At 31.8% G+C, this 24741-nt stretch carries 24 protein-coding genes; 11 read left to right on the top strand and 13 right to left on the bottom strand.

What is annotated here, in order from left to right; translation table 11 throughout:
- The first annotated feature begins 51 nt into the window (after positions 1-51).
- The 3 genes from lgt (ACVEGE_RS02215) to ACVEGE_RS02225 all read left to right on the top strand — a co-directional run bounded on the left by lgt (ACVEGE_RS02215) (position 52) and on the right by ACVEGE_RS02225 (position 2424).
- Complete coding sequence (gene lgt, locus ACVEGE_RS02215; RefSeq protein WP_192501672.1) at positions 52-1002, top strand: prolipoprotein diacylglyceryl transferase; 951 nt, start codon at positions 52-54, stop codon at positions 1000-1002.
- Positions 1003-1168: 166 nt separating this feature from the next.
- Complete coding sequence (locus tag ACVEGE_RS02220; RefSeq protein ID WP_192501671.1) at positions 1169-1540, top strand: hypothetical protein; 372 nt, start codon at positions 1169-1171, stop codon at positions 1538-1540.
- An 80-nt stretch (positions 1541-1620) separates the two neighbouring features.
- Positions 1621-2424 carry an endonuclease/exonuclease/phosphatase family protein gene (locus tag ACVEGE_RS02225; protein ID WP_192501670.1) on the top strand — a complete coding sequence of 268 codons (804 nt, stop codon included), beginning with the start codon at positions 1621-1623 and terminating at the stop codon, positions 2422-2424.
- Positions 2425-2460: 36 nt separating this feature from the next.
- Here ACVEGE_RS02225 and ACVEGE_RS02230 read toward each other — a convergent pair whose 3' ends face one another.
- From ACVEGE_RS02230 to tgt, 12 genes are all read right to left on the bottom strand, one after another.
- Positions 2461-3372: a glutaminase gene (locus ACVEGE_RS02230; protein ID WP_192501669.1), complete on the bottom strand. Its 912-nt coding sequence runs from the start codon at positions 3370-3372 to the stop codon at positions 2461-2463.
- Positions 3373-3398: 26 nt separating this feature from the next.
- Entirely contained in the window at positions 3399-4661 is a 1263-nt protein-coding gene (locus ACVEGE_RS02235) for an asparagine synthetase B (RefSeq protein ID WP_192501668.1), read from the bottom strand.
- Between the two features lie 396 nt (positions 4662-5057).
- Positions 5058-5717, bottom strand: coding sequence for a response regulator transcription factor (locus tag ACVEGE_RS02240; RefSeq protein ID WP_173852968.1), 660 nt, complete (start codon positions 5715-5717; stop codon positions 5058-5060).
- 3 nt (positions 5718-5720) lie between these two features.
- Complete coding sequence (locus ACVEGE_RS02245) at positions 5721-6512, bottom strand: sensor histidine kinase (RefSeq protein WP_192501667.1); 792 nt, start codon at positions 6510-6512, stop codon at positions 5721-5723.
- A 3-nt stretch (positions 6513-6515) separates the two neighbouring features.
- Positions 6516-7142 (bottom strand): hypothetical protein, encoded by a 627-nt coding sequence (locus tag ACVEGE_RS02250; protein WP_225738170.1) that lies wholly within the window; start codon positions 7140-7142, stop codon positions 6516-6518.
- Positions 7143-7151: 9 nt separating this feature from the next.
- On the bottom strand, positions 7152-7526 hold the full coding sequence (locus tag ACVEGE_RS02255) for a hypothetical protein (RefSeq protein WP_173852966.1): 375 nt from the start codon (positions 7524-7526) through the stop codon (positions 7152-7154).
- 152 nt (positions 7527-7678) lie between these two features.
- Positions 7679-9223 carry a replicative DNA helicase gene (gene dnaB / locus ACVEGE_RS02260; protein WP_192501666.1) on the bottom strand — a complete coding sequence of 515 codons (1545 nt, stop codon included), beginning with the start codon at positions 9221-9223 and terminating at the stop codon, positions 7679-7681.
- Between the two features lie 142 nt (positions 9224-9365).
- Entirely contained in the window at positions 9366-10319 is a 954-nt protein-coding gene (locus tag ACVEGE_RS02265) for an acetyl-CoA carboxylase carboxyltransferase subunit alpha (RefSeq protein ID WP_192501665.1), read from the bottom strand.
- Positions 10320-10505: 186 nt separating this feature from the next.
- Positions 10506-12440: an LTA synthase family protein gene (locus ACVEGE_RS02270; protein WP_173856299.1), complete on the bottom strand. Its 1935-nt coding sequence runs from the start codon at positions 12438-12440 to the stop codon at positions 10506-10508.
- 66 nt (positions 12441-12506) lie between these two features.
- The gene (locus ACVEGE_RS02275; RefSeq protein ID WP_173856298.1) at positions 12507-13409 is read right to left on the bottom strand and encodes a DMT family transporter; all 903 of its coding nucleotides are present in this window, start codon (positions 13407-13409) and stop codon (positions 12507-12509) included.
- Positions 13396-14484: an LptF/LptG family permease gene (locus tag ACVEGE_RS02280; RefSeq protein ID WP_173856297.1), complete on the bottom strand. Its 1089-nt coding sequence runs from the start codon at positions 14482-14484 to the stop codon at positions 13396-13398. Before ACVEGE_RS02280 ends, ACVEGE_RS02275 begins: the two co-directional genes overlap by 14 nt.
- Before the next feature lie 66 nt (positions 14485-14550).
- On the bottom strand, positions 14551-15681 hold the full coding sequence (gene tgt / locus ACVEGE_RS02285) for a tRNA guanosine(34) transglycosylase Tgt (protein WP_173852960.1): 1131 nt from the start codon (positions 15679-15681) through the stop codon (positions 14551-14553).
- A gap of 610 nt (positions 15682-16291) precedes the next feature.
- Here tgt and ACVEGE_RS02290 point away from each other — a divergent pair.
- The 6 genes from ACVEGE_RS02290 to ACVEGE_RS02315 all read left to right on the top strand — a co-directional run bounded on the left by ACVEGE_RS02290 (position 16292) and on the right by ACVEGE_RS02315 (position 21732).
- Positions 16292-17920 (top strand): long-chain fatty acid--CoA ligase, encoded by a 1629-nt coding sequence (locus ACVEGE_RS02290; RefSeq protein WP_173856296.1) that lies wholly within the window; start codon positions 16292-16294, stop codon positions 17918-17920.
- A gap of 323 nt (positions 17921-18243) precedes the next feature.
- Complete coding sequence (locus ACVEGE_RS02295; RefSeq protein WP_173856295.1) at positions 18244-18774, top strand: hypothetical protein; 531 nt, start codon at positions 18244-18246, stop codon at positions 18772-18774.
- Between the two features lie 63 nt (positions 18775-18837).
- Positions 18838-19263 carry a YidH family protein gene (locus ACVEGE_RS02300; RefSeq protein ID WP_192501664.1) on the top strand — a complete coding sequence of 142 codons (426 nt, stop codon included), beginning with the start codon at positions 18838-18840 and terminating at the stop codon, positions 19261-19263.
- A 338-nt stretch (positions 19264-19601) separates the two neighbouring features.
- A complete protein-coding gene (locus ACVEGE_RS02305; RefSeq protein ID WP_192501663.1) occupies positions 19602-20519 on the top strand; it encodes an ABC transporter permease in 918 nt (305 codons plus the stop codon).
- Positions 20516-21196 (top strand): ABC transporter ATP-binding protein, encoded by a 681-nt coding sequence (locus ACVEGE_RS02310; RefSeq protein ID WP_192501662.1) that lies wholly within the window; start codon positions 20516-20518, stop codon positions 21194-21196. Before ACVEGE_RS02305 ends, ACVEGE_RS02310 begins: the two co-directional genes overlap by 4 nt.
- A 179-nt stretch (positions 21197-21375) precedes the next feature.
- On the top strand, positions 21376-21732 hold the full coding sequence (locus tag ACVEGE_RS02315; RefSeq protein WP_192501661.1) for a DoxX family protein: 357 nt from the start codon (positions 21376-21378) through the stop codon (positions 21730-21732).
- Between the two features lie 141 nt (positions 21733-21873).
- Here the strand turns inward: ACVEGE_RS02315 and ACVEGE_RS02320 are convergent, their stop codons facing one another.
- Positions 21874-22716 carry an alpha/beta hydrolase family protein gene (locus ACVEGE_RS02320; RefSeq protein ID WP_192501660.1) on the bottom strand — a complete coding sequence of 281 codons (843 nt, stop codon included), beginning with the start codon at positions 22714-22716 and terminating at the stop codon, positions 21874-21876.
- A gap of 412 nt (positions 22717-23128) precedes the next feature.
- On the opposite strand from ACVEGE_RS02320, the gene ACVEGE_RS02325 reads away from it, so the two are divergent.
- A complete protein-coding gene (locus ACVEGE_RS02325) occupies positions 23129-23425 on the top strand; it encodes a hypothetical protein (RefSeq protein WP_192501659.1) in 297 nt (98 codons plus the stop codon).
- 97 nt (positions 23426-23522) lie between these two features.
- A complete protein-coding gene (gene lgt / locus ACVEGE_RS02330; protein WP_192501658.1) occupies positions 23523-24356 on the top strand; it encodes a prolipoprotein diacylglyceryl transferase in 834 nt (277 codons plus the stop codon).
- The last annotated feature ends 385 nt before the right edge of the window (positions 24357-24741 follow it).

Raw genomic sequence — 24741 nt, forward strand, 5'->3', positions numbered from 1 at the left:
CATACCGAAACTCTTGACAAAAAATGTATTTTTACATAAAATAAAAAAATAATGACACACGCTTTAAATATAGTTTGGAACCCATCAGAAGGAATTGATCTTGGTTTTTTTATGATTCGTTTCTACAGTCTTATGTTTGTAATCGCATTTGGGTTGGGATGGTATATCATGAAAAACATCTTTGAACGTGAAGGTGAATCTATTGAAAAATTAGACTCTCTTTTTATCTGGACAGTACTTGCTACTTTGTTGGGGGCTCGTTTGGGTCATGTATTTTTTTACGATTGGGAATATTTTCGCAATCATTTAATTGAGATTCTTTTACCAATAAGAGAAGACATAAATGGTCTATTATTTGGCTTCATACCTGGTTGGGAATTCACAGGTTTCCAAGGATTAGCAAGTCATGGCGCAGCTATTTCAATTATAGTAGCAATGTATTATTTTAGTAAAAAAGTACTACACAAGCCACTATTATGGATTTTGGACCGTGTAGTCATCCCAGTAGCTAGTGGTGCAATATTTGTAAGACTAGGAAACTTTTTCAACTCTGAAATCATAGGTAAAGAAACAACCTCACCTTTTGGAATCCGATTTATTCGTGATCAGTTTAGCCCTAGAGATGTAGTAAACGCTACAAAAATGGCTAACCCAAATGATGCTTATAAAGCAATAGTACACGATCCGCAGTTTGCGAGTTATTTAGCGCAAGTTCCAGTTAGACATCCTGCTCAATTATACGAAGCTTTTTGTTATGTATTTGTATTTGCAATTCTGTTCTTCTTATATTGGAAAACAGAGGCAAGACTTAAATCAGGATACTTATTTGGTCTTTTCTTAGTATTGTTATTTACAGTTCGTATGATTGTAGAATCGGTTAAAGAAAGTCAAGGAGGTTTTGAAAGTGATTTAGGTAATATTCTTTCAACAGGACAATGGTTGAGTATTCCTTTTATATTAATTGGACTCTATTTTGTCTTAACTGCAAAAAAAACAGCGTAAATTTAACTGCCGCATATTTTAAAAAAAGCTTGTAAGATCTATTCTTAGAAGCTTTTTTTTATTCCTTATAACAAGCTAAGAAAATTATTTTCGAAAAAAAAATACCAAAATGAGGTTTCCCGTAAAGTAAATCTTTTTCGGCGTCGTATTTTTGCGAAAAAACAAAATGCAAACCTCTAATATCATTATAAAAACAATACTATTATTAGTTATATTCACAAATATTAGTTGTGAACACAAAGAAAAAAATAACGACAAACCGCCTGAAAGACAAGTACCTATAAAAGAAACTAGTCAAGTTACGATTGACAGTTTTACAACTCCTAATTCAGTCACCATAACGGGTACTGATGAAAGCGGAAACACAGTTCACGGAGAAGGAATTATTGAAGGGAATACTGGTCTTGGAACGCTAATACAAAAAGATGGAAGAAAAAAAGATATTATTTTTGAACAAATAAACGCCAATAATATTATCGCTACTGATGATGATGGTTTCAAGTACAAACTAAAATTAGTTCTTAAGGTTAAAAAATAATATTAACCTGTTGTTTAACTGTTTTTGGATTTAAAAAGTATTAAGTTGCATACTTCCAAAATTAGCGACCAATACCCACAATGAAACAATACTTTAGCCTTTTATTTTTCTTTTTTTATGTAATCCTTTGTGCGCAGACAAAATTACTTTCATGGAATATTGAAAATATTGGTCGTTCAAAATCACCCGCAGAAATTGAGTTCATTGCTACAATTGTTCGTGATTATGACATTATTGCTATTCAAGAAGTTGTTGCAGGTTACGGCGGTTCACAAGCAATTGCAAGACTCGCTGATGAATTGAATAGAAAGGGAAGTAAATGGAATTATGAAATTAGCGAACCCACAACTAGTAGCGCCTATAAAACGGAACGATATGCTTTTCTTTGGAAAACAGCAAAAGTTAAAAAAATAGGCAATGCGTGGCTTGAGCAAAAATACCATTTACAAATTGACAGAGAGCCATTTTACTGCACCTTTGAAAGTGAAGGAAAACAATTTACCGTTGTGAATTTTCATGCAATTACTAAAAATAAACAACCAGAAACTGAAATTAAATATTTTAAATTCCTTCCAGAAGAATACCCTAATTTGAACCTGATTTTTGCGGGTGATTTTAACTGTCCGCAATCGCACTCTGTTTTCAACCCATTAAAAAAAAGTGGCTATTTACCAAGTTTGGTAAACCAAAAAACGTCATTAAAACGTGCTTGTAAAAAAGGAAAATGCTTGGCATCAGAGTACGATAATATTTTTTACAATACTTATAAAATTAATAAGAAAAACAGCGGTAGCATTCATTTTTACAAAACCTTCCGTTCACTTTTAGAAGCTAGGAAAATTTCAGACCACATTCCTATTTGGCTGGAGTTTAATGTGCGATAGATAAACTTCAATTGTAAATTACATCAAGATAAAAGTCTAAAAAATAGACATTTCTGTTTTTGTTGTCAATAATTCCAAAGCATGCATCCCTAGCTCTGAATTGCCTTTTTTATTTAATTTAGGTGACCATGTTGCTACTACAAAGTTTTTAGGATACAGCGCTACGATTCCTCCGCCTATTCCGCTTTTCCCTGGCAAACCTACTTTATAAGTAAACTCACCTGATTCATCATAAAAACCACAAGTTTGCATAATGGCATTTAATCTTTTTACCTGACTTGTTGTTAAAATTGATTTTCCATCTCTAGTCTTGCCTTCGTTTGCAAAAAAGAAAAAAGCACTCGCTAGTTCTACACAATTCATCTCAATAGAACATTGATAAAAATAAAAATCTAAGACTTCATCTACATCATTTTCGATATTACCAAAAGACTTTAAAAAATTACCTAAAGCAGCATTCCTAAATCGTGTGTCTTTCTCTGATTGTGCTACTGAGAGATTAAAATCAATGTTTGGGTTTCCAGAAATCAATCTAATAAATCTTAAAAAATCATCTTTTGGATTTTCTAAACAAGAAACAAGCATATCTGCAATTACGATTGCTCCTGCGTTAATAAATGGGTTTCTTGGAATTCCTTTTTCATATTCAAGTTGTATTAGCGAATTAAATGCAGTTCCCGAAGGTTCAACACCTACTCGCTTCCATATTTTTTCACCTAAAAATGAAAAAGCTAAGGCAACTGTTAAAGCTTTAGAAACACTCTGAATCGAAAATCGCTCCTGACTATCCCCTATTCCAAAATCACCTCCCTCAATAGTGGTTAAATGAATTCCGAATTTATCTGGGTTTATTTTCGCTAGTTCCGGGATGGTGTTGGTAACCTGACCTACCGTAGTATAACTTTCTAACTCAAGAGTAATCTCTTCTAATATTTTCGAATAATTCATTGTAATCCTTTGTATTTAAATCTAGTCTAGGTTTTTTGTTTTTTCTTGCGCGCTGCAGGAAACAAAACGTTGTTCAGGATTAATCGATAGCCTGGTGAATTTGCGTGTAAGTCTAAAACAGTAGGCGAATCACCCACTCTATGCTGAAAATCTTCAGGATCATGGCCACTATAAAAAGTAAACATTCCTTTTCCTTTTTCACCATGAATGTAACGCGCTTCTCCATTCAATTCACAACTCCCCATCACTAAAACATTAGACTTAATCACTGCAGGATTAAAAGCTGTAGTTTGCCCCATAAACCCTTTTATAAGCTGTGTATGATTTTGACACAACATACTCGGAATAGGATCCCACTTAGCTGAATATTCCATTAACGTAAAATAATCTTTCTCCATAGGAATTCGTCGGGAATCAGTATCATCAATATCCGAGAACTCGTATTTATCCGGTCTGCGTTCTAAGATAAAATCTTTAAACGCAAAAGAATTGTTATAATCTAACTTGGCTTGATAGTTAGGATCACTGCTATCGCCATCAAACATAGGCTCGCAAATATCAACACCATCAGCAGCTAAGGCAATATCAAAACTATCCGTTGCAGAACACATTGCAAACATGAATCCGCCCCCAATTACAAAGTCTCGTATTTTTTTGGCTACAGCCCCCTTTTCCTCAGCAACTTTAGCATAATTTAATTTGTGTGCTAGTTCTTCGGCCGCATTTTTTTGTTCTATATACCAAGGTACATTTTTATAAGAACCATAAAATTTACCGTATTGACCTGTAAAATCTTCATGATGTAAATGCAACCAATCGTATAGAACTAGTTGATCACTTAAAACTTCTTCATCATAAATAGCGGTAAAAGGAATTTCAGCGTAAGTTAGAACTAAAGTTACAGCATCATCCCAAGGTTGTTTTCCTTTAGGAGTATAAACTGCAATTTTAGGCACGCGTTCTAAAATAACGGTCTCCATATTTTGCGATGGACTTGCTATTTCATTACTGATTTTCTCTTGTTCGCTGTCTGATAAAATTTCAAAACTTACACCTCGAATTTGGCATTCTTTTCTGATTTCTTCAGCATCAGGAAGCAAAAAAGAACCTCCTCTATAATTTAACAACCAACTCGCTTTATAATTTTTATTCAGACACCAATAGGTAATTCCGTAAGCTTTAAGATGATTTTTTTGAGTAGTTTCATCCATTGGCAACAAAATAAAAGAAGCCTTAACAGTGGCAGAAATCAGAATAAGGAATAAAAAAAGAATTCTTTTAGCAATCATTATTTTTATTTTTTATCAAATATAAAACTAACTTGATACAATCTACTAATTATACCAATACTATTTATAAAACAGATCAATTGTCAATTTGAGCAAAGTTGAGAACCACTATTGCTTTACCACAATATTCGATCCTACACAATTCAGCTTGTAGTATAATAAAATACTGAAATAAACAGCTATAGTAATAAAATCAGGTATTTATACGCTTACACATTTTAAGTTAAAACAATAAATTTGAATATTATTTAACTAAAGTAATAAGAGTATGGAAAATTCTAAAAGTATTTCAGAAACAAGACTTATGAAGTTTATAAAAAAAGGTGGCTTGTGTTTATTAGTAATGACTATCATTTTATATTTTATTTTAGCCATTAAATTTATGATTGCATAAAATCAATCATAAATAAGAATTATTTTATTTTGAATGGCAAAAACCACTAATCCAGCGATATTTTTTGACGTTGTTTTTAGTAATAAGTTATTACGGTGTCCTTCTACTGTTCTTGGGCTTAGGAATAATATTTCGGCTATTTCGGCTGTGGTTTTTTGATCACAAATTAACTGCAGCACCTCATTTTCTCTATTCGTAAGAACAATTTCAAAAGGTCTTTTATTAGCACCATCTAAAACTGTTTCTTTGATGACTTCCATCACGTAATTATTATAATAGAAACCCACGTTATGAACTTCTCGTATCGTTTTTAATAACTCTTGTGGAGTAGCGTTTTTAACTAAATAAGATACTGCTCCTACATCAATCATATTTGCTACAAAAGATTTCGAATCGTAACTTGACAAGGCAATAATTTTAATATTAGGAAAATTAACGTGTATTAACTTAGTTGCTTCAACACCATTTAATAAAGGCATTTTTAAATCAGTAAGAATAATATCAGGATGTTCAGTAGTAGTTTCTAAAAAATCAATCAATTCTTTTCCGTTTGAAGCTTCGTAGACAACTTCAATATCTTCTTCTCTTTCTAGAATAAAGGCAATTCCTTTTCTAAAAAGCACCTCATCATCAACCAATAACACTTTAATATTATTTTTCATAAATTAAAATTTAAAAACAACTTGCACCCCATGGCCCACAGCCGATTCTATTTCAATAGTTCCTTTTAAAACACTAATACGGCTTAAAATATTTTTCATTCCCAATCCATGTTGATTTTTAGCATCTGTAGTATCAAAACCTTTCCCATTATCCTTATAATGACAAACCACATGCCCTTGTTCTTCTTCAAAAAGCAACGAAATTGAAGAGGCTTTACCATGACGCAACGAGTTGTTCATCAATTCTTGTAAAACTCTAAAAACATGTAAATGCTTGTCCTTATCATTAACCGCAAACACCGCTTTATTATGATAATCAACCTGAACTTGCTTGCTGCTAGTAAACTCTGAACACAATTCTTCAATACCAGCATGGAGACCAAATTTATCTAAAACAGCTGGTAATAAATCATGAGCAATACGTCTTGTACTTTCAAGCGCTTTAGCAGTTAAATTTACAATATTTGAAGTGATTTCATTCGTTTCCTGTACTGTTAAATTTGGCGTTTTTAACAAATGACTGTTTAACGAAACAACATTAAGCTTAGAACTAATATCATCATGAAGATCTTGAGCAATGCGTTTACGTTCCTCTTCTTGTGTAGTAATTATAGCATGAAGTTGTTGTTGTTGAAAATGTATCTCTAAATCTTTTTTCTCTAATTCCTTTTTAATAATTTTCTTTCTCGAAAAATAGAAAAACACTACTAATCCAACGGCTAGAATTATAAAAAAAAGAGAGGTGTACAAAATAATTGCAACAATTTCTTTTTCATAGAGTTGGTTTATTTTCATTTTTTAATATTGATTTATATAAAAACTTTTTTTCCATTCGAATAGAATAAATAGCTGGTAAACGATAATCAAGAGCGCATTTAAAGTCCAAGGCAATAATTGGTATTCTTTACTCAAAAGAGCCGATAAATTACCTACAAAAAAAAGAACTGTACTACTAAATAGATAAAGTAGCATTCCTACTGTACAATAATAAAACACTTTTTTTTCTGTCAATAAATTATATAAATGTACTACAGCTAATATGATAATTAAAAAAGAAGTTAAAAATATTTCGAATAAATTAAATCTAAAAAAAACATTAGGACTTAAAGAGTATTGAACTGCTAAAACAGCTATTCCAATTAATAATATCCAATTTGCCAATAATTTTTGTTTCTTTATTTTAAATAAGCTCTTAAAAAACAAACTCAACATCACAAACTGACCTATAAAATAAAAATGAGATAAAAAAAGATTATCATTATTTAGCATCAAAAGTGTTTTTGATGCTATTTGAATTAAAACTGTGCCTAAAAGATAAACTGTAAAAATTTTAAAGGTTTTTCCTTGATTAGAAAAACCTTTAAAATAGAGTACCGTATTCATTAATAATAAGGCATATCCGATATTAACGAAAAATAAATTCAAAATAGTATTTTAATTTAATGGACTTGTATTATCCGGTTTACAAGGAGGACTTGGTTCCGAAAAATCGTAAACAACTTTTGATGCTGCACCATCAGCTCCCATAACCTCTGATCCAAAAACATCACGATAAATACCTGTAGCTTTATCTAATTCTGATCCTACAAAAATTAATGTTTTTTCTTTTTTATCATTTACTCCCACATAAGCTCTCACTTTAGAGGTACCTAACTTCAAAACCATTTCTAATGTTTCTTTTGGTATCAAATAAGAATCTACTCTTTTTTTAGAACCTTCATCAGAAAAATTATCTCGGTGATTTTTTGTCCAAACTTCTGCAGTTGATAAAGGAATTGCAACATTTTTAGGTGATTTTTCTTCTGCCATTTTTTGCGTTTTATTGGTTAATAGTTAAAAGGTTTGTTAATAGTTGTGCTAAACTACAAATTTTTAGCGTTTCAACACACAAAAAGCAGCTATTTACACAGTTAACTATTAATTAAACGTAAAAAAAGCTTAAATTAATAAGCTTTTTTTTTCTAAAACGGCATATCATCGTCGTCGTCGTCGTCATTTAAATTACTTCCAAAAGCTTCATGTGCAGAAGGAAGACTTTTAGTGATGGCTGAATTATCATCCTGATTCATTGAAGACGGTAAATCATCATAACCCCCTGTAAAGTCTTCTAAGTTGTCAAATTTACCAAGATGTCCTATAAATTTAAGTCTCACGTTTTCAATACTACCATTACGGTGCTTTGCAATCATAATCTCTGCTTGGCCTGCTGTAGGGGAAGCTTCATCATCATCCCATTCGTCTATTTTATAATATTCTGGACGGTATAAGAACGATACGATATCGGCATCTTGTTCGATAGCTCCTGATTCACGAAGGTCAGATAGTAACGGTCGTTTACTTGATCCACGTGTCTCTACCGCACGCGATAGCTGGGATAATGCAATAACAGGAACATTCAATTCCTTTGCTAATGCTTTTAAGTTTCGGGAAATTGTAGAGATCTCTTGTTCACGGTTTCCTCCTCCTTTACCGTTCCCACCTGCAGTCATTAATTGCAAATAATCTACGATGATAATTCTGATTCCGTGTTGTGATACTAATCGTCTTGCTTTTGCTCTTAAATCAAAGATAGAAAGCGATGGCGTATCATCTATAAACAAGGGGGCTTTTTCTAAGTTCTTTACTTTAGTACTTAATTGCTCCCATTCGTGTTTTTCTAATTTTCCAGTACGTAATTTTTCAGAAGACAAACCTGTTTCTGACGAAATTAAACGCGTAATTAACTGTACCGATGCCATCTCCAGAGAGAATAATGCGACTGGCATCCCAAAATCAATAGCCATGTTACGCGCCATAGACAATACAAATGCTGTTTTTCCCATTGCAGGTCTCGCTGCAATGATAATTAAATCACTTGGTTGCCATCCTGAGGTAATTTTATCTAATTTTTCAAACCCGGTTGCTACACCACTTAATCCTTCTTGACCAGCAATTTCTTCAATACGTTTCTTTGCTTGCAATACTAAACTTTGTGCCGTTTCTGAACTACGTTTGATATTCCCTTGGGTAACTTCGTATAGTTTTGATTCGGCTTTATCTAATAAATCAAATACATCAGCAGAGTCATCATAAGAATCTTCGATAATTTCTGATGAAATACGAATCAAACTCCTTTGAATAAATTTTTGAAGAATGATACGGGAGTGAAATTCAATATGTGCCGATGAGGATATCTTTTGCGTAAGCTGGATTAAATAAAAATCACCACCCGCTAAATCTAATTTTCCGTTTTTCTTTAATTGTGCTGATACAGTCAATAAATCGATTGGCTGTGTCTCTGTAAACAATTGTACAATTGCTTCAAAAATATGCTTGTGTGCGTCTTTATAAAAGGCATCTGGTTGTAGAATATCAATTACATCATCAACCCCTTTTTTATCAATCATCATTGCTCCAAGAACTGCTTCTTCAAGTTCAAGTACTTGTGGTGGCAATTTTCCTTTTTCTAAGCTAATTATTGTTGTTTTATCAACCTTTACAGGGTTTATATTTTTGAAATTCTCCATACTGCAAAAGTAACATAAATTTAAAAATTATTTCTTTTGAGTTATTACAAAAAATTGTTTATAAGTGCTTTATTTTTGTTCATAACTCCAAAAAAAAATCCGAAACTAAAGAGTTTCGGATTTAAATTTAGTTTGTAACATATTATTCTTTGTATTCACCCATTTTACTGTATTTATCCATCCTTTGAGTGATTAATTTTTCTGTTGACAAGTCTTTCAACTCACCGTATGCTTTTAAAACATATTCCTCTACAGCCTTAAATGTGGTAGGTCTATCATAATGAGCACCACCTAATGGCTCAGGGATAATATCATCAATAAGTTTTTGTCTTTTCATATCAGATGAAGTCAATTTCAAAGCCTCAGCAGCTTGTTCTTTGTACTCCCAACTTTTCCATAAAATAGAAGAGCATGACTCTGGTGAAATAACCGAATACCAAGTGTTTTCTAGCATATAAACACGGTCACCTACACCTATTCCTAAAGCTCCTCCAGAAGCTCCCTCACCTACAATAATAGTAATGATAGGTACTTTTAATCGTACCATTTCAAAAATATTTCTAGCGATCGCTTCTCCTTGTCCACGCTCTTCGGCTTCAAGACCTGGATAAGCACCCGGAGTATCTATCAATGTTAGTACTGGAATACCAAATTTCTCTGCCATTTTCATCAAACGCAAAGCTTTACGATATCCTTCAGGATTTGCCATCCCAAAATTTCTATATTGACGTGTTTTAGTATTGTATCCTTTTTGTTGTCCAACAATCATAAATGACTGTCCGCCTATTTTACCTAAACCACCTATCATGGCTTTGTCATCAGCAAAACCTCTATCACCATGAAGCTCTAAGAAAGTTTCTCCACAAAGTGCTTTTATATGATCTAAAGTATAAGGTCTACTAGGGTGTCTTGATAATTGTACACGCTGCCAAGCAGTCAAGTTCTTATAAATATGCTTTTTAGTATCTATAAGTTTCTTATTGATTTGTTTGCAAGTAGTTGAAACATCAACATTTGATTCTTGACCAATAACTTGACACTTTTCTAACTGATCTTCTAGTTCTTTTATTGGAAGCTCAAAATCTAAATATTCCATAGTATTTGTGCGTTTTAGTTGTTTATTTGGACTGCAAATATAAAATATTAAATCATTTACAACCTCTTATTTTTTACTTTAGTACGTGACTATAAAGATACAATCAAAACAATTGCTCTTTGTTAAAACTGGTTTAAAAGAATAAAACACTAATAATCAGTCTTAAAACACGTATTTATTATCGTTTTATTTTTGTTCTTTAGTCTTGTATTTTCGCTCTTTATACAAATAAGAAGCTGCCGTAATATGTGCCAAAGCATCTTTTGCCATTTCTGGATTTAGTTTTGTTGGTATCAAAACAGTATCATTTTCCATTTTAAACTGCAATGGTTCTTTATTAGGCTGTAAAATTACAACTTCATTACCTACTCTAAAAGCATTATTGTTATGAAACTGCATAATCGCCCTTCCAGTTGTGGTTGCAGGTAATTTCATCAGGTTTCTACCTGGCATTGGATTATTTAAATCCATCCCTATAAAATTCAATAACGTAGGAGCAATATCAATTTGACTACACAATTTTGCATAATCAACTCCTTTAGGAACATCTGGCCCTATAATTAATGCTGGAATATGAAATTTATTAATAGGCACTAAATTTTTACCGTAAGTACGCGTATTGTGATCTGCTATAATTAGGAAAATAGTGTTTTTAAAATAAGGCTCCTTCTTAGCCATTTCAAAGAACTTACCAATTGAGAAATCAGCATATTTCATTGCATTATGGACGGTATTTTTCTCTTTATCATATAATTTAATTCGGCCATCAGGAAATTCAAATGGTTCGTGATTTGAAGTTGAAAACATCAATGAAAAGAAGGGTTTATCACCTTGAGATTTAAAATATTCATTTGCTTTCACTACTAAATCCTCATCAGAATATCCCCAAGTCCCTTTAAAAGCAGCTTTTTTACTATCGTAATCATTTTCTTCAATTATTTTCGAAAAACCATTTCCATTAAAAAAGGAAGCCATATTATCAAAGTTAGCCATACCACCGTAAATAAAACTCGTTTGGTATCCTTTTTCTTTAAAATTTTGCGCAAGCGTATAAAAACCCGTTTGAGAGTTACTCAATTTCACCACACTTTCAGATGGTGATGGCAAGAAACCAGTAATCACCGCTTCGATTCCGCGAACACTTCTCGTTCCTGTTGCATACATGTTTGTGAATAACATTCCCTCTTTAGTTAGCTTATCAAATTCTGGCGTTAACGGCAATCCACCAAGACTCCCTACATATTCCGCTCCTAAACTTTCTTGTAAAAAAACCACTACATTGTAAGGTCTAGCAATAGCACTATCCGTTTTTTGTAAGTGCATTAAAGGCAAATCGGGATCGGTGAAGGCGGCTTCATCAACATTCATATATTTCTTCACACGAGATAGCGCTTCATTAGCATCCATCTTACCATACATTTTTTCAGCATTTCCTTCATTCTTTATTGAATACAAAGCAAATCCTACTGTGTAAAGTGAATTCAATCCTAAATTATTAGTCAATTGGTCTGTAGAAAATATAGCATTACTAGCGTTTATAGGTCGCTTAGAAATTAAACTAGATCTTGCTCCCAAAAATAACAAAAAAGCAACTAAAGGAAATAACATTAATTTTGTACGATACATTGTAAATTTTGGAAAGAATAATACCCCCGCTTTTTTAATACTAAAGTATAATGCTACGGTTAGCAACAAGAAAGAAAAAATCATAGATCCTAAATAGCTTTTTACCAAAGTGCCCATTACTTCTTTAGGATAAATTAGATAGTCAATAAATAATTTATTTGGTCGCGTATCGTATTCATTAATAAAATCGTGACTCGCTAATTCCATAAACAGAATTAAAAACAAAAAAGTCAGAAAATAAACTGTAAAAAAACGTTTGATTTTTTGCAAATAATTATCTGGCAAAACAGATAATAATAAGGCTGGTAAAAACGAAATATAAGATAACAAAATGATATCCATACGCAAACCTATTGGAAAAATCATCCAATAATCTTCTGTTTGTACCACACGGTCCTTAAATATAATAAAGAGAACAAACCTACTTAAAGTTGTGATCAGTAATCCAATTAAAAAGAAGTTTAATATTGGTTTTAAAAAAAAGAGTTTTTTCATTATAAAAATTTTTGTTTTTAGTATTGATATATTAAAAAATTCAGACCAGACATTCAGTAACAACTATTAATTGCTTACAACTGGAGTGTTTTTTGGTTTTATTCGGTGTTTTATAATTCCGTTAAGGATAACGGTTATGATAATTATGACGGCACCTACGTAAAAGGAGAAACTCATTTTTTCTTTTCCTCCAATGATAAAATAAGCTAAAATGATTCCGTAAACAGGCTCTAAATTTGTAGTCAGCATCACTGTATATGGACTTAATTTCTCCATTACTTTAACCGAAGCAGTAAAAGCATAAGCAGTACAAATTGAAGCTAGAACTAACAACAACGCCCAATTTTTAAGGTTGATTTCAAAAAAGTCTGCTGTGAATTTATTTTGGAATAAAAAGTAAATAGTTATGAAAAAAACTCCCGCCATGAATTCGTAAAACGATATAACTGCTGAATCATGTTTATGAATCAACTTGCCATTCATAAGCGTGAATAAAACCCCTAATATTATGGATATTAATGCAAAAACCATCCCTTCGTAATAATTCACTTCTACTTTCATAATCATCGCAAGACCAGCGATAATGATAAGTCCAAAGAAAACTTCGTACCAGAGTATTTTTCGACCATAAAAAAGTGGCTCCAATAAAGACGCAAAAAAAGCCCCTAATGAAAAAATTGATAAGGTTATAGAAACATTAGAAACGTGAATGGCGTGAAAAAAAGTAATCCAATGCAAGGCAATCAATAGCCCAACAAAAACGAGTTTAAAAAAAGCCGTAGTAGGAATTTTAAAAGATTTTTTCTTAAAAATAATAAACAACCCTAGAAAACCTCCAGCTAATAACATTCTAAACCATACAATAGCATCAGCACTTATGGTTATCAACGCCCCTAAAATGGCTGTAAATCCCCAAATAAACACAATTAAATGAAGGCTTAGGTAACTTTTGAACTTATCGTTTTGCATTGCGTAATAAAAATATAGCTAATATTCCGAAAAAGATGTTGGGAAACCAAACCGCTAAAAAGGGTGAAAAAGTAGATTTCTCTGCAATGGTTCCAAATATCTTGTCAAAGAAAACATATCCGAAAGCAATAGCAATCCCAATGGTTAAATTCATTCCCATCCCTCCCCTTCTTTTCATAGAAGAAACCGAAACAGCAATAATGGTCAAGATAAACGCCGAAACAGGCACACTGTATTTTTTATACAAAACCACCATATATACATTGATATCTGAGGAACCTCGTTTTTTTTGTTTATCAATAAATTTATTTAATTTATCTAGACTCAACGTTTCTGCAATATAGACAACAGGAGTCAAGTCTTCAAGATCAAAAGTAAACTTCGTCTTTTTCTCAGGTGATTTTTCAATCTTATCTCCTAACGCACCTATCGTCCTTTTGGTATAATCAAACATCGTGTAGGTACTGTCCTTTGGGTTCCATTTTATCCTGCTAGCAGTAATTTTAGAAACTAATTTCTCTTTTTCAAATCGCTCTAAAGCAAAATTAAAAGCTACTTTAGACTCTGTATTGAAACTATTGACATAAATAAACTCATTATCATTAATTTGCCGGTAGACATCCGTATTATTCCCCATCATGGCTTGTTTACCGCCTCCTTTAAGATAAGTGTACCTAAAATAATTAAACCCTTCACTGGATTTAGGAACAACATAAAAACCCATAATCAGTACAAATACTGAAATAATTGAAGCCCCTATAATATAGGGTCTTAAAAAACGTGTAAACGAAATTCCGGAACTTAGAATAGCTATAATCTCTGTGTTGTTAGCCAATTTTGAAGTAAACCAAATAATGGATAAAAACAGGAATATAGGAAAGAGCGAATTAGCAAAATAAATAGTGAAATGATAGTAATAGATCGCAATTTCCATCAACGGAATCTTGTTCTCTATCATTTTATTCACTTTCTCTGAGACATCAATAATAATCCCAATAGGAATAAACATCAACAACATAGCCGCAAATGTGGTTAAGTATCGTTTCAGGATGTATCTATCTATTATTGTTAACATAGGAAAATTTAATCGTTTATTTTTTTCATCATTTAACCGCATAACGATGAAACAAATCAATATATTTTAAAGTCTTTGATCCATATTTTTTACCATCATTTCTTTCCAAGGCTTAAAATCACCTGCTAAGATATGTTTTCTAGCTTCACGAACCAACCACATATAGAATCCAAGATTATGAATCGTAGCAATTTGTTTTCCTAAGTATTCATTAGCGGCAAAAAGATGACGCAAATACGCTTTAGTATATTCAGTATCTACAAATGTAATTCCCATCTCATCAATAGGAGAAAAATCAGCCTCCCATTTTTTATTTTTGATGTTAATCGTACCATTTGCCGTGAACAACATTCCGTTTCTTGCATTACGCGTAGGCATTACACAGTCAAACATATCCACACCTAACGCTATATTCTCTAAAATATTAATAGGTGTTCCTACTCCCATTAAGTAACGTGGTTTATCCTCAGGCAGGATTTCACAAACTACCTCAGTCATGGCATACATTTCCTCAGCAGGCTCCCCTACAGAAAGTCCTCCAATAGCATTTCCTACTTGGTTTGAATTTGCAATATACTCCGCTGATTGCTGGCGTAAATCTTTATAACAACTCCCTTGAACAATAGGGAAAAACGCTTGGTCATAACCATATTTTACAGGCACTTTTTCAAGATGATTCACACAACGGTCTAACCATCGGTGCGTCATTTTCATAGAGCGTTTAGCGTAATTATAATCGCATGGGTATGGCGTACATTCATCAAAAGCCATGATAATATCAGCACCTATGGAACGCTGAATTTCCATTACATTCTCTGGTGTAAAAAAGTGGTAAGATCCGTCAATATGTGATTTAAACTTTACTCCTTCTTCCTTAATTTTTCGGTTAGCCGATAGTGAATACACTTGGTAACCACCTGAATCAGTCAAAATATTGCGATCCCAATTCATGAATTTATGCAATCCGCCCGCTTTTTCTAAAATTTCAACTTTCGGACGTAAATATAAATGGTACGTATTTCCCAAGATAATATCTGGGTTAATATCTTCTTTTAATTCTCTTTGGTGCACCCCTTTTACCGAAGCTACAGTACCTACAGGCATAAAAATAGGCGTTTCAATAACCCCGTGATCCGTAGTAATACTTCCCGCTCTGGCTTTAGACAACGGGTCTTTTTTTAATAAATCAAATTTCATAGTAACGTTTTTCTCCCGATAGTTCGGAAGCGCAAAGATAGGTTAATTACACAATTTGAAAATTACATAACAACAAAAATTAATTAAGATTTAGCAATTACCCTAAAAACTAATACGCAATGCCAATTTATTCGCATTTTAAGATACTCCTAAACATCCAAAAATTCAACAATCAAAAACCACTATTTGATTAAAACCTCCTTTTGGGCGTTCCCTGCCTTAGCGCTTTGTCGTCCCTCCACGCTGCTAAGTTGGGCGGGCTATCCACTATATCTTTGTGTCGCAAAAAAGCGACACAAAGGATGCCGTTACTATCCCTAACGCAAAACTACACTATTACAATTAAAAATAAGTCTTCAAAGCCAAAACGACAATTTGAACTAAAAAAGTTTTTAATGCTACTGAATTTATTTTTAAAAATAAACTTAGCAGCAAATTTTGATTCCTATTCTTAACCTGATTAAAAAATGACTAAATTAGCAAGAGGTATCATAAATTTGACACTACTAACAGTAAATAATTACTATCGTTAAAGTCAAATAGAAAACCGATTGCGTATTCTACAGCAATTATCATAATGGGATTGAACACTAATTTTAATTTTTTTGGAATGGAAAGCTTAATGATGAATTATCCACTTACAACTACAACTATTCTTGAATATGGCAACAGCGTTTACCATCATAAAAAAATAATAACCTATCTGCCTGACGGAACTCGACACGAGTATCTTTTTAGCGATATGTACAAGCGCTGTAAAAAATTAGCTAATGCGTTGACAAAAAAATTAGGAATCAATCCTGGAGATATAGTCGGTACTTTTGCGTGGAACCATTCCTCCCATGTCGAATTATACTATGGAATATCAGGTATTGGAGCCGTTTGTCATCCTATAAATATTAGACTATCAAGTAGCCAAACCCAATATATAATCAATAATTCCGAAGACCGAGTTATTTTTGTAGACGCAACCTTAGTCCCATTACTAGAAAAAATTGCACCACTACTCGAAACAGTAGAGTGTTATGTGTTGCTAAATGCCCCAAAAGATTTTAAAACAACCTTGCAAAATACAATACACTATGACGATTTACTGGCAGACCAGTCCGAAGAATACCAATGGCCAATATTAAACGAAAACGACGCCTGTGGCATGTGTTATACCAGCGGAACAACGGGTTTACCAAAAGGGGTTTTATATTCGCACCGATCGACTTATTTGCATGCAACTAATATTATATCACCCAATGCCGGTAATTTCAGCAATGAGGATACACTCCTATTAATTGTCCCACAGTTTCATGTCATGGCTTGGGGGTTCCCCTACTTGTGTTTGTTGTCTGGATCAAATATGGTACTACCTTCCTCAAATTTACAACCCGAGGCGCTTATTTCTATTCTCCAAGCAGAAAAAGTTACCAAAGCAAATGGAGTACCGACCATCTGGCTAGGCGTGTATCATGCTATGAAGGAAAACCCACCAAAAGAAAAACTAGCACTTCAAGAATATCTAGTTGGCGGTTCTGCCTTACCCAAAAGCCTTATTGAAGGATTTGAAAAAGATTTTGGAATCAAAGGCGTACAAGCTTGGGGAATGACAGAAACATCTCCTTTAGGCACTGTTTCTAGATTACAACCTCAGCATAACAATTTATCCACTACTGAGAAATTAGACATTCGCGCCAAGCAAGGGTTTGCTTTTCCTGGAGTCGAAATTAGAATTATGACTGATGAAGGGACACTAGCTCCTTCGGATGGTAAGACCATGGGAGAACTACAAATAAAAGGAGCTTGGGTAATCAATTCCTATTTTAAAACTAATAATCAAGAAAGTTTTACAAACGATGGTTGGTTTAAAACAGGTGATGTAAGCACGATAGATCCTGATGGATATATGGAAATTAAAGACAGAACCAAAGACCTTATAAAAAGTGGTGGTGAATGGATATCAAGCGTAGCATTAGAGTCGGCATTAATGGCACATCCAAACATTCGAGAAGCAGCTGTAATTGCCATCCCAGACGAAAAATGGGTCGAAAAACCACTAGCTACAATTGTCTTAGTCAATAAAGAAAAACTGACTACAGATGCCGATTTAATAGCTTTTCTGGACAGAGAGTTTGTAAAATATCAAATTCCTAGAGACTATGTTTATCTGAATGAAATTCCAAAAACAAGTGTGGGTAAATTTGACAAAAAAGAAATTCGTAGACTTTTTTCACAAGGAAAACTGAAATAGGTAGCAAACTTAAAAATTCCTAAAAGCAGCTAGTATAACAACTTAAAAGTCCGATTTATAAATAATAATTCGGGCTTTTATTAGGATACTTTGGGCGTATCCTCGCTTCCACTCCGTTACAGTGAGGTTAGGCTATTCACTATATCTTTCTGTCGCAAAAAAGCGACAAAAAGGAAGCCGTTACTAACCCTAACGCAAAATACGTAGTTGTAATTAAAAAGAGCTATAATAACCCAAATGATTATTTATACTAAAAATATTATTAATATATTTGGATTTTAAGATACATATCACCTTAAATAACATTACAACATTAAAAAAATATGAAAACCAAATTACTATTCCTTTCTATATTCTTTAGTATAGCCTCATTAGCACAAGAAACCCCTAATTCATTAAAACTGAATTCACTTCTAAACGCCAACAAAACAATCACACTACCTACTAATGCAGGTTTTTTTACTAAACATTTAGGTTTTCAACCTAGACCGCTAGATTGTTCTTCTTGTGAGCAAGGCTTTTATTTTCAATGGTCACAAAGCAGTGATTTTTTCTTAAACTTTGCTCAAATGAATGATGGTAGTGAAAGCATTACAATTAACAATTTCACTAAAACGATTGTTGCAGGATTGCCATTAGGGCTTCAATTTAATCAATCTAACGCAGAAGAGTGTTTTTATAAATTTAAAAAATACAAAGCAGTCCGTTATCAAGAATCTTATGAAGTAAGCGATACTGAAAGTAGCGCATTCATGGTTGTAGAATTCTCAATAGATACCATTTATTACAAACTATCATTTGTAAATGACGACCTATTAACTGGAATTGTAATTAGTACCAAGCCCATAGAATAGCTAGGCCGTAAAGTTTATTTTTGTAGTTAACTAAATTGTCAATAGGTATTATATAACAAAAAAATGGAAGAGATAAAAAATAACGACAGCAGCAAAACAAAAAAACCAATTAATCCACAAAATGCAAGAGAGCACCTCGCTAACGAACGCACGCTTCTAGCTTGGATTAGAACCAGTATCGGAATCATGGCTTTTGGATTTGTAGTGGTAAAGTTTTCTTTGTTTATCAAGCAAATCTCACTTCTACTTGGTAAAAACACCACACTTCCTCCGCAACATGGTTATTCATCGATTATAGGAATAATATTAGTAGCTGTAGGAGCAATTGTACTATTACTCGCCTACATCAAATTCAAAAAAACAGAAAAACAACTCGATGACGAGGCTTTTATACCATCTTCAAAACTTACTTTTTGGCTCACAATGATTATCCTTTCAATAAGTATATTACTCATTTTGTATCTAATAGAAAACACTAAAAGGTATTGATACAATAACAGTTGAATCATCCAAATTGTATATTCTTGTATCAGTAAACTTTTTCTATTAAAATTTAAAAGAAATAATACTAACTTTCTTCAAGCAGATCATCATAAATCTTCAAGCATACATTTTTATTTCATTTCATTATTTTTTTGTCAATACGCCGAAGTAAAAAAAAGTAAAGTAGTCAGTAAAGAATATAAATAATAGCGGAAATTTCAATAATAAAAAGTATCCATTTATTAATCTATTCTTCAAAGTCAGCTCGGCTTCAAGTATCAAATTAAAATTTACCTACATTTAATTTAGAGGAAACAATAATCAATCTGAACTAAAACAAAAGCATGATAAATTACTTCCAACTTCAATTTAAAATGCTCAATAGACAATTAATTGACTTTGGACTAGCGCTTTTAATTGCCTATATAGTGATCCCTTGTGTTTTCGTGTTGCTATCGAGTTATTTATTTTCTAAAACAGCGTTCGCTGGTTATGTTTATATTTTAATTGCATGGAGCTTTATCTCAAAACTTAATGAAAAGGCACGAAATGATTTTTTGAAATCTATTTTTGATAAACAGAAATATTTCAAATTGCGAATTATAGAAAACTTAATTTTCGCGACTCCTTTCATTCTTTTTGCGATTTACAAACAGGAAATTCTCATTGCCCTCATTCTAATAACATCACCATTATTTCTTGTAGTTTTTAATTTTAATACTCGATTGAACTTTACAGTTCCCACACCTTTTGGTAAAAAACCTTTTGAGTTTACTGTAGGTTTTAGAAACACCTTTTTTGTTTTTCCATTTGCTTATTTGTTGGCTTTTATCGCTGTTAAAGTGAGCAACTTTAATCTTGGAATTTTTGCTATTCTAGTAATTGGTCTTATTTGCTGTTCTTATTATTCAAAAATAGAAAACGAATACTATGTATGGAATTTTAGTTTATCCCCTAAAGAATTTCTTTTAAAGAAAATCAAAATAGCCTTATTTAATTTTACACTATTAGTGATCCCAGCAATAACACTGCTAAGTATTTTCTTTTTTGATCAAGTCGATTTTATAATTGGATCTATTTTATTATGCTATGCTTATTTAGTTATGGTTATCTATGCCAAATATGTTTCTTTTCCTAATGACAAAAACCTAACTCACGGAATAATAGTCGCCTCAACTTTTATTTTCCCTCCAATAATACTTATCGTAATTCCGTTTTTTTATTTCCAATCTATTAAGCGATTAAATACTATTTTAGAATGATTAAAATCAACAAGCTTTCCAAATCTTTTGGAAAAAAACAAGCACTAAACAACATTGACATTGAATTTAAAAAAGGTAAAGTATATGGTATCGTTGGAGAAAATGGAGCAGGAAAAACCACTTTATTTAGGTGTATAGCAGGGCTAGAATCATATGATGGCACAATAGAGTCTGAGTTTGACACTTTAAAAAATCATTTAGGATTACTACTAACTGAGCCTTTCTTTTTTTCGAAAATAACAGCTAAAGAATACATTCAATTACTTGCAAATGCACGAAATCAAGTAGTTCCAAATATTGAAAAACAAAATATATTTGATTTACCCCTGAATCAATATGCTTCAACTTACTCTACTGGAATGAAAAAAAAATTAGCGTTAACGGCTATTTTAATCCAAAAAAACGATTTATTTATTTTAGATGAACCTTTTAACGGAGTAGACATTCAAAGCAATGTAATTATTACCGAAATTATTCATAAACTCAAGGAATTAGACAAAACAATACTTATGTCATCTCACATATTTTCGACATTAGCCACCACTTGCGATGAGATTTACTTGATGAGAAACGGAGCTATAATTAGAAAAGTACAACAAGAAGATTTTAGTATTCTGGAATCAGAAATGAAAGAATTTACTATTGGCAACCGTATTGAAAGATTGGAATTAGAGTAACCCTTTTTAATTTTTAAAACATACCGGTTATTTCAATTAGGTAAGTACTTTATACACACACAGTCTAACTAAACTAGCAAAAAAATTACTTACGGGTGAAAACTACTTATTTATTGGTTACTTTGATATCTTTGGCCATGATCAATATTTATTAACACCTAAAAAAAAAGCATACTATTATGAATAAAAATAAAATAATATATTACGCAGCAACTATCATTTTTACAATGGTGATATTACTATCTTCTGGAATGTATTTCTTTAATCACGACTATGTAAAAACTGAATTCGTAAAATTAGGTTATCCTACCTATATCATTTACCCGTATGCTACAGCGAAACTTTTAGGTTTGATTGCTATTTGGAGTCCAAAATTCAATATTATAAAAGAATGGGCTTACGCTGCATTTTTCTTTGCTGTAGTTTTAGCGTTTTTCGCCCATATTATGGTAAATGACGGAGAACAACTTCTAGCGATAATTGCTTTTATTGCACTTATAATCTCTTATATTTTTAGAAAAAAAGCGCTCATTTAAAATAACCTTTCATTATGAAAAAAGCTTCGTTAATTAAATAATTAGCGAAGCTTTTTTATTTTTACAATCTAAATTTGGATTTTTAAGGAAGCTCATTATAATCAAAAAGCAGATTAATATTTACTTTTGACCATATACCATCTACAAGAAAAAATCCTTAGTCACGCGAACCAATTCTTGAGTATGTTCTGGCAAATCTGATCCTTCATAAGGATGTGAACCACCAAAAACATGATTAGCATCATCAATAACATGCGTTTTTGCTTTACTAAAATATTTCTTTAACAAATTAAATTCCTCCATTTTAACCGCTTGATCATTTGTTCCTTGAATAATCAAATAGGGAATTTGGAGTTGCTGACTCGCATTAACCAAACTGTAAATTTCTTTATTATTGTCTAAATCGTTCAAAACGCTTATATCTAAAGGCATCATTTGATTGGTTCGCGCATTTTTAATATACTGCACACCATCTGCTCGCCACTTGTCGATGAATTTTGAATTCCAAGAACGATGAAAATCAAATGGACTCGCCCACGTACAAACCTTCTTAATTTTCGTATCGTATTGGGTACAATACAGCAATGCCGAAACACCTCCTTTACTATGACCAATAATAAAAATTTTATCGGTGTTTATTATGGGTAATATTGTTGGTAATTCGTTTACTATAAACTGTTCTACACTTTGAATATCTTGCATTTCCTTACCCAAAGTATTGGTAGCAAATTTATCTAGTGCGTTAAATTCGACTGAATCTTCTAAACCCATTCCGTTGTGTGAAAAATTAAACTTTAAAAAAGCAAAACCATTATCCACAAAATAATCAGCCACCATTTGCCAACAACCCCAATCTTTAAAACCCTTAAATCCATGACAAAAAACAATTACTCCTTTTTGATCCTGAGATTCAGAATAAGTTAAATCCATAGCAAACTTTTGCTGTAAAGCTCCTTCGAGAATAAATTTACTGTTTAATATCATGCTTTTTTATTTTTCGATTTCAATAAAGTTGTCTAACAAAGATAAGGACTTACTATTGTTAGTTTAGATTAGTAGCTGACTTTTAACATAGTTTATAACGCTAAAAAGGTCTCAAAAAAAGTGAGCTTTATGAGGTATACTTCTGAAATGAAAAATAACAAGAGTGTTTATTAATTAAACCCCATTTGGAAATACAGAATGAATATTATATGTATTCTATTTTTTTTTAGTTGCGAGTTCATTTTTACATTAATAGACTATTTATCACACAATACCGAACTATTTTTACGATGTTTTTTTTTATTTTTCGTAAGCTATTTTTTATAATTTAGCATTGCTAATAAAACTACTAAATTTTCGATTAACAAATTAATATTGAGAATAACTGTACGTAGTTTTATAATCACAAGTTATGCAACAAAAATTAAAATTGAAAATTATAAAAAGTGTTATCATTACACTTCTTGTAGTTTACATTCCTTTTATTCTATTTTATTTAGGTATAGTATTTCCTGAATATTTGGCTTGTGTAAATTATGAAGATGAAGGAATCAGCGATAGAAATAATTGGGGATATGAAAATCCGTGCTTTGGTGAAAATAAATATATTGGAGAATCAATATTTGAATTATTTTCATTAATAATTCTAGGTTTTACAGTTGTATTAGGCATATTATTTTACACCACTCATCAACTAAAAAAAAATTAAAAAACAGGCCTCTAAAATTGACGTACTAATACCATTACTTAAATAGAAAAGCGTATTTAGTGTTCAATTAAAAATTATAAAACTATAAAATTAAATTATGATTGCAACTTACATTAACTGGGATTTCGATCCTGAAATTATCACTATTTTTGGTTTTCCTTTAAAGTATTATGGCCTACTATTTATTAGTGGTTTATTATTATCTATGTATATTTTAAAAGGAATTTTTAAACATGAAAAACTAACAAATGAAGCTCATGAGGCTTTATTTGTTTACGGTATTGTAGGTATATTTGTAGGCGCTAGATTAGGGCACTGTTTTTTTTATGATTTTGACTATTATTCTAAACACCTATTAGAAATTATTTTACCCATTCAACAAAATATAAATGGTGACTATAAGTTTAGTGGTTATGCCGGTTTAGCAAGTCACGGAGGAACAATTGGTTTATTAATTGCTCTTTATTTATATTCTAAAAAGTATACTATAAAATACATCACAATACTTGACTTAATTGCTATTGTTGCTCCACTTGGAGCTACATTCATAAGACTAGCAAACCTAATGAACTCCGAGATGATTGGAAACCCAACTTCCCTACCTTGGGCTTTTATTTTTAAACGAATTGACAACATACCAAGGCATCCAGCACAACTTTATGAAGCAATCTCTTATTTAGTAATCTTCATTATCGTTTTTAGTATTTATAAATCTAAAAAAATAAAGCTAGGTAATGGTTTTTACTTTGGTTTATCCATCACTTTAATTTTTATAATGAGAATGCTAATTGAGTTTGTTAAAATAAATCAAGTAGATTTTGAAGAAGGAATGAAATTAAATATGGGTCAAATTTTAAGTATTCCCTTTATAATAATGGGAATCTATTTTATCATCTATAGCTTAAAAAAAACGAAACAAACTGAATCATAAACAAACAAAAAAATATAAGGCTGCAGTTAACCTAATTTTTTTATCTAAAATAATATTCTCTTTAAAATAAATCCGATTTGCTTATACTGATCGGATTTTCATATTAAAGCAGTACTCCTTAGCTCTTTGTATTTAATATCAAGTTTAAAAAGAATAAAAGTTGACAAGAAACACCTTTACTACTCTACTGATTTATAATTCCAGAAAATAAAGAAACTATACAAGCCCAAACATTAGGATAAATTATTCTTGGAAAAAAAGTAAAAACAGGCTAAGATTTGATCTATTTTTTTTAGGAATAAGCCATTCGCTTATCTTCATTGGTTTTATAACTAAAATTCGTTGTTGCTCATTTCATAGTGCAAAGGTCTGTCTAACTTTTTAG

This window comes from Flavobacterium sp. PL002, from assembly GCF_054165825.1.

Coding starts and splice junctions, on each gene's coding strand:
- ACVEGE_RS02305 (WP_192501663.1), top strand. CDS start 19,602: ATGATAAATTACTTCCAACTTCAATTTAAAATGCTCAATAGACAATTA.
- ACVEGE_RS02265 (WP_192501665.1), bottom strand. CDS start 10,319: ATGGAATATTTAGATTTTGAGCTTCCAATAAAAGAACTAGAAGATCAG.
- ACVEGE_RS02245 (WP_192501667.1), bottom strand. CDS start 6,512: ATGAAAATAAACCAACTCTATGAAAAAGAAATTGTTGCAATTATTTTG.
- ACVEGE_RS02225 (WP_192501670.1), top strand. CDS start 1,621: ATGAAACAATACTTTAGCCTTTTATTTTTCTTTTTTTATGTAATCCTT.
- lgt (WP_192501672.1), top strand. CDS start 52: ATGACACACGCTTTAAATATAGTTTGGAACCCATCAGAAGGAATTGAT.
- ACVEGE_RS02325 (WP_192501659.1), top strand. CDS start 23,129: ATGCAACAAAAATTAAAATTGAAAATTATAAAAAGTGTTATCATTACA.
- ACVEGE_RS02290 (WP_173856296.1), top strand. CDS start 16,292: ATGGAAAGCTTAATGATGAATTATCCACTTACAACTACAACTATTCTT.
- ACVEGE_RS02230 (WP_192501669.1), bottom strand. CDS start 3,372: ATGAATTATTCGAAAATATTAGAAGAGATTACTCTTGAGTTAGAAAGT.
- ACVEGE_RS02275 (WP_173856298.1), bottom strand. CDS start 13,409: ATGCAAAACGATAAGTTCAAAAGTTACCTAAGCCTTCATTTAATTGTG.
- lgt (WP_192501658.1), top strand. CDS start 23,523: ATGATTGCAACTTACATTAACTGGGATTTCGATCCTGAAATTATCACT.
- dnaB (WP_192501666.1), bottom strand. CDS start 9,223: ATGGAGAATTTCAAAAATATAAACCCTGTAAAGGTTGATAAAACAACA.
- tgt (WP_173852960.1), bottom strand. CDS start 15,681: ATGAAATTTGATTTATTAAAAAAAGACCCGTTGTCTAAAGCCAGAGCG.
- ACVEGE_RS02315 (WP_192501661.1), top strand. CDS start 21,376: ATGAATAAAAATAAAATAATATATTACGCAGCAACTATCATTTTTACA.
- ACVEGE_RS02310 (WP_192501662.1), top strand. CDS start 20,516: ATGATTAAAATCAACAAGCTTTCCAAATCTTTTGGAAAAAAACAAGCA.
- ACVEGE_RS02300 (WP_192501664.1), top strand. CDS start 18,838: ATGGAAGAGATAAAAAATAACGACAGCAGCAAAACAAAAAAACCAATT.
- ACVEGE_RS02220 (WP_192501671.1), top strand. CDS start 1,169: ATGCAAACCTCTAATATCATTATAAAAACAATACTATTATTAGTTATA.
- ACVEGE_RS02235 (WP_192501668.1), bottom strand. CDS start 4,661: ATGATTGCTAAAAGAATTCTTTTTTTATTCCTTATTCTGATTTCTGCC.
- ACVEGE_RS02240 (WP_173852968.1), bottom strand. CDS start 5,717: ATGAAAAATAATATTAAAGTGTTATTGGTTGATGATGAGGTGCTTTTT.
- ACVEGE_RS02320 (WP_192501660.1), bottom strand. CDS start 22,716: ATGATATTAAACAGTAAATTTATTCTCGAAGGAGCTTTACAGCAAAAG.
- ACVEGE_RS02255 (WP_173852966.1), bottom strand. CDS start 7,526: ATGGCAGAAGAAAAATCACCTAAAAATGTTGCAATTCCTTTATCAACT.
- ACVEGE_RS02270 (WP_173856299.1), bottom strand. CDS start 12,440: ATGAAAAAACTCTTTTTTTTAAAACCAATATTAAACTTCTTTTTAATT.
- ACVEGE_RS02280 (WP_173856297.1), bottom strand. CDS start 14,484: ATGTTAACAATAATAGATAGATACATCCTGAAACGATACTTAACCACA.
- ACVEGE_RS02295 (WP_173856295.1), top strand. CDS start 18,244: ATGAAAACCAAATTACTATTCCTTTCTATATTCTTTAGTATAGCCTCA.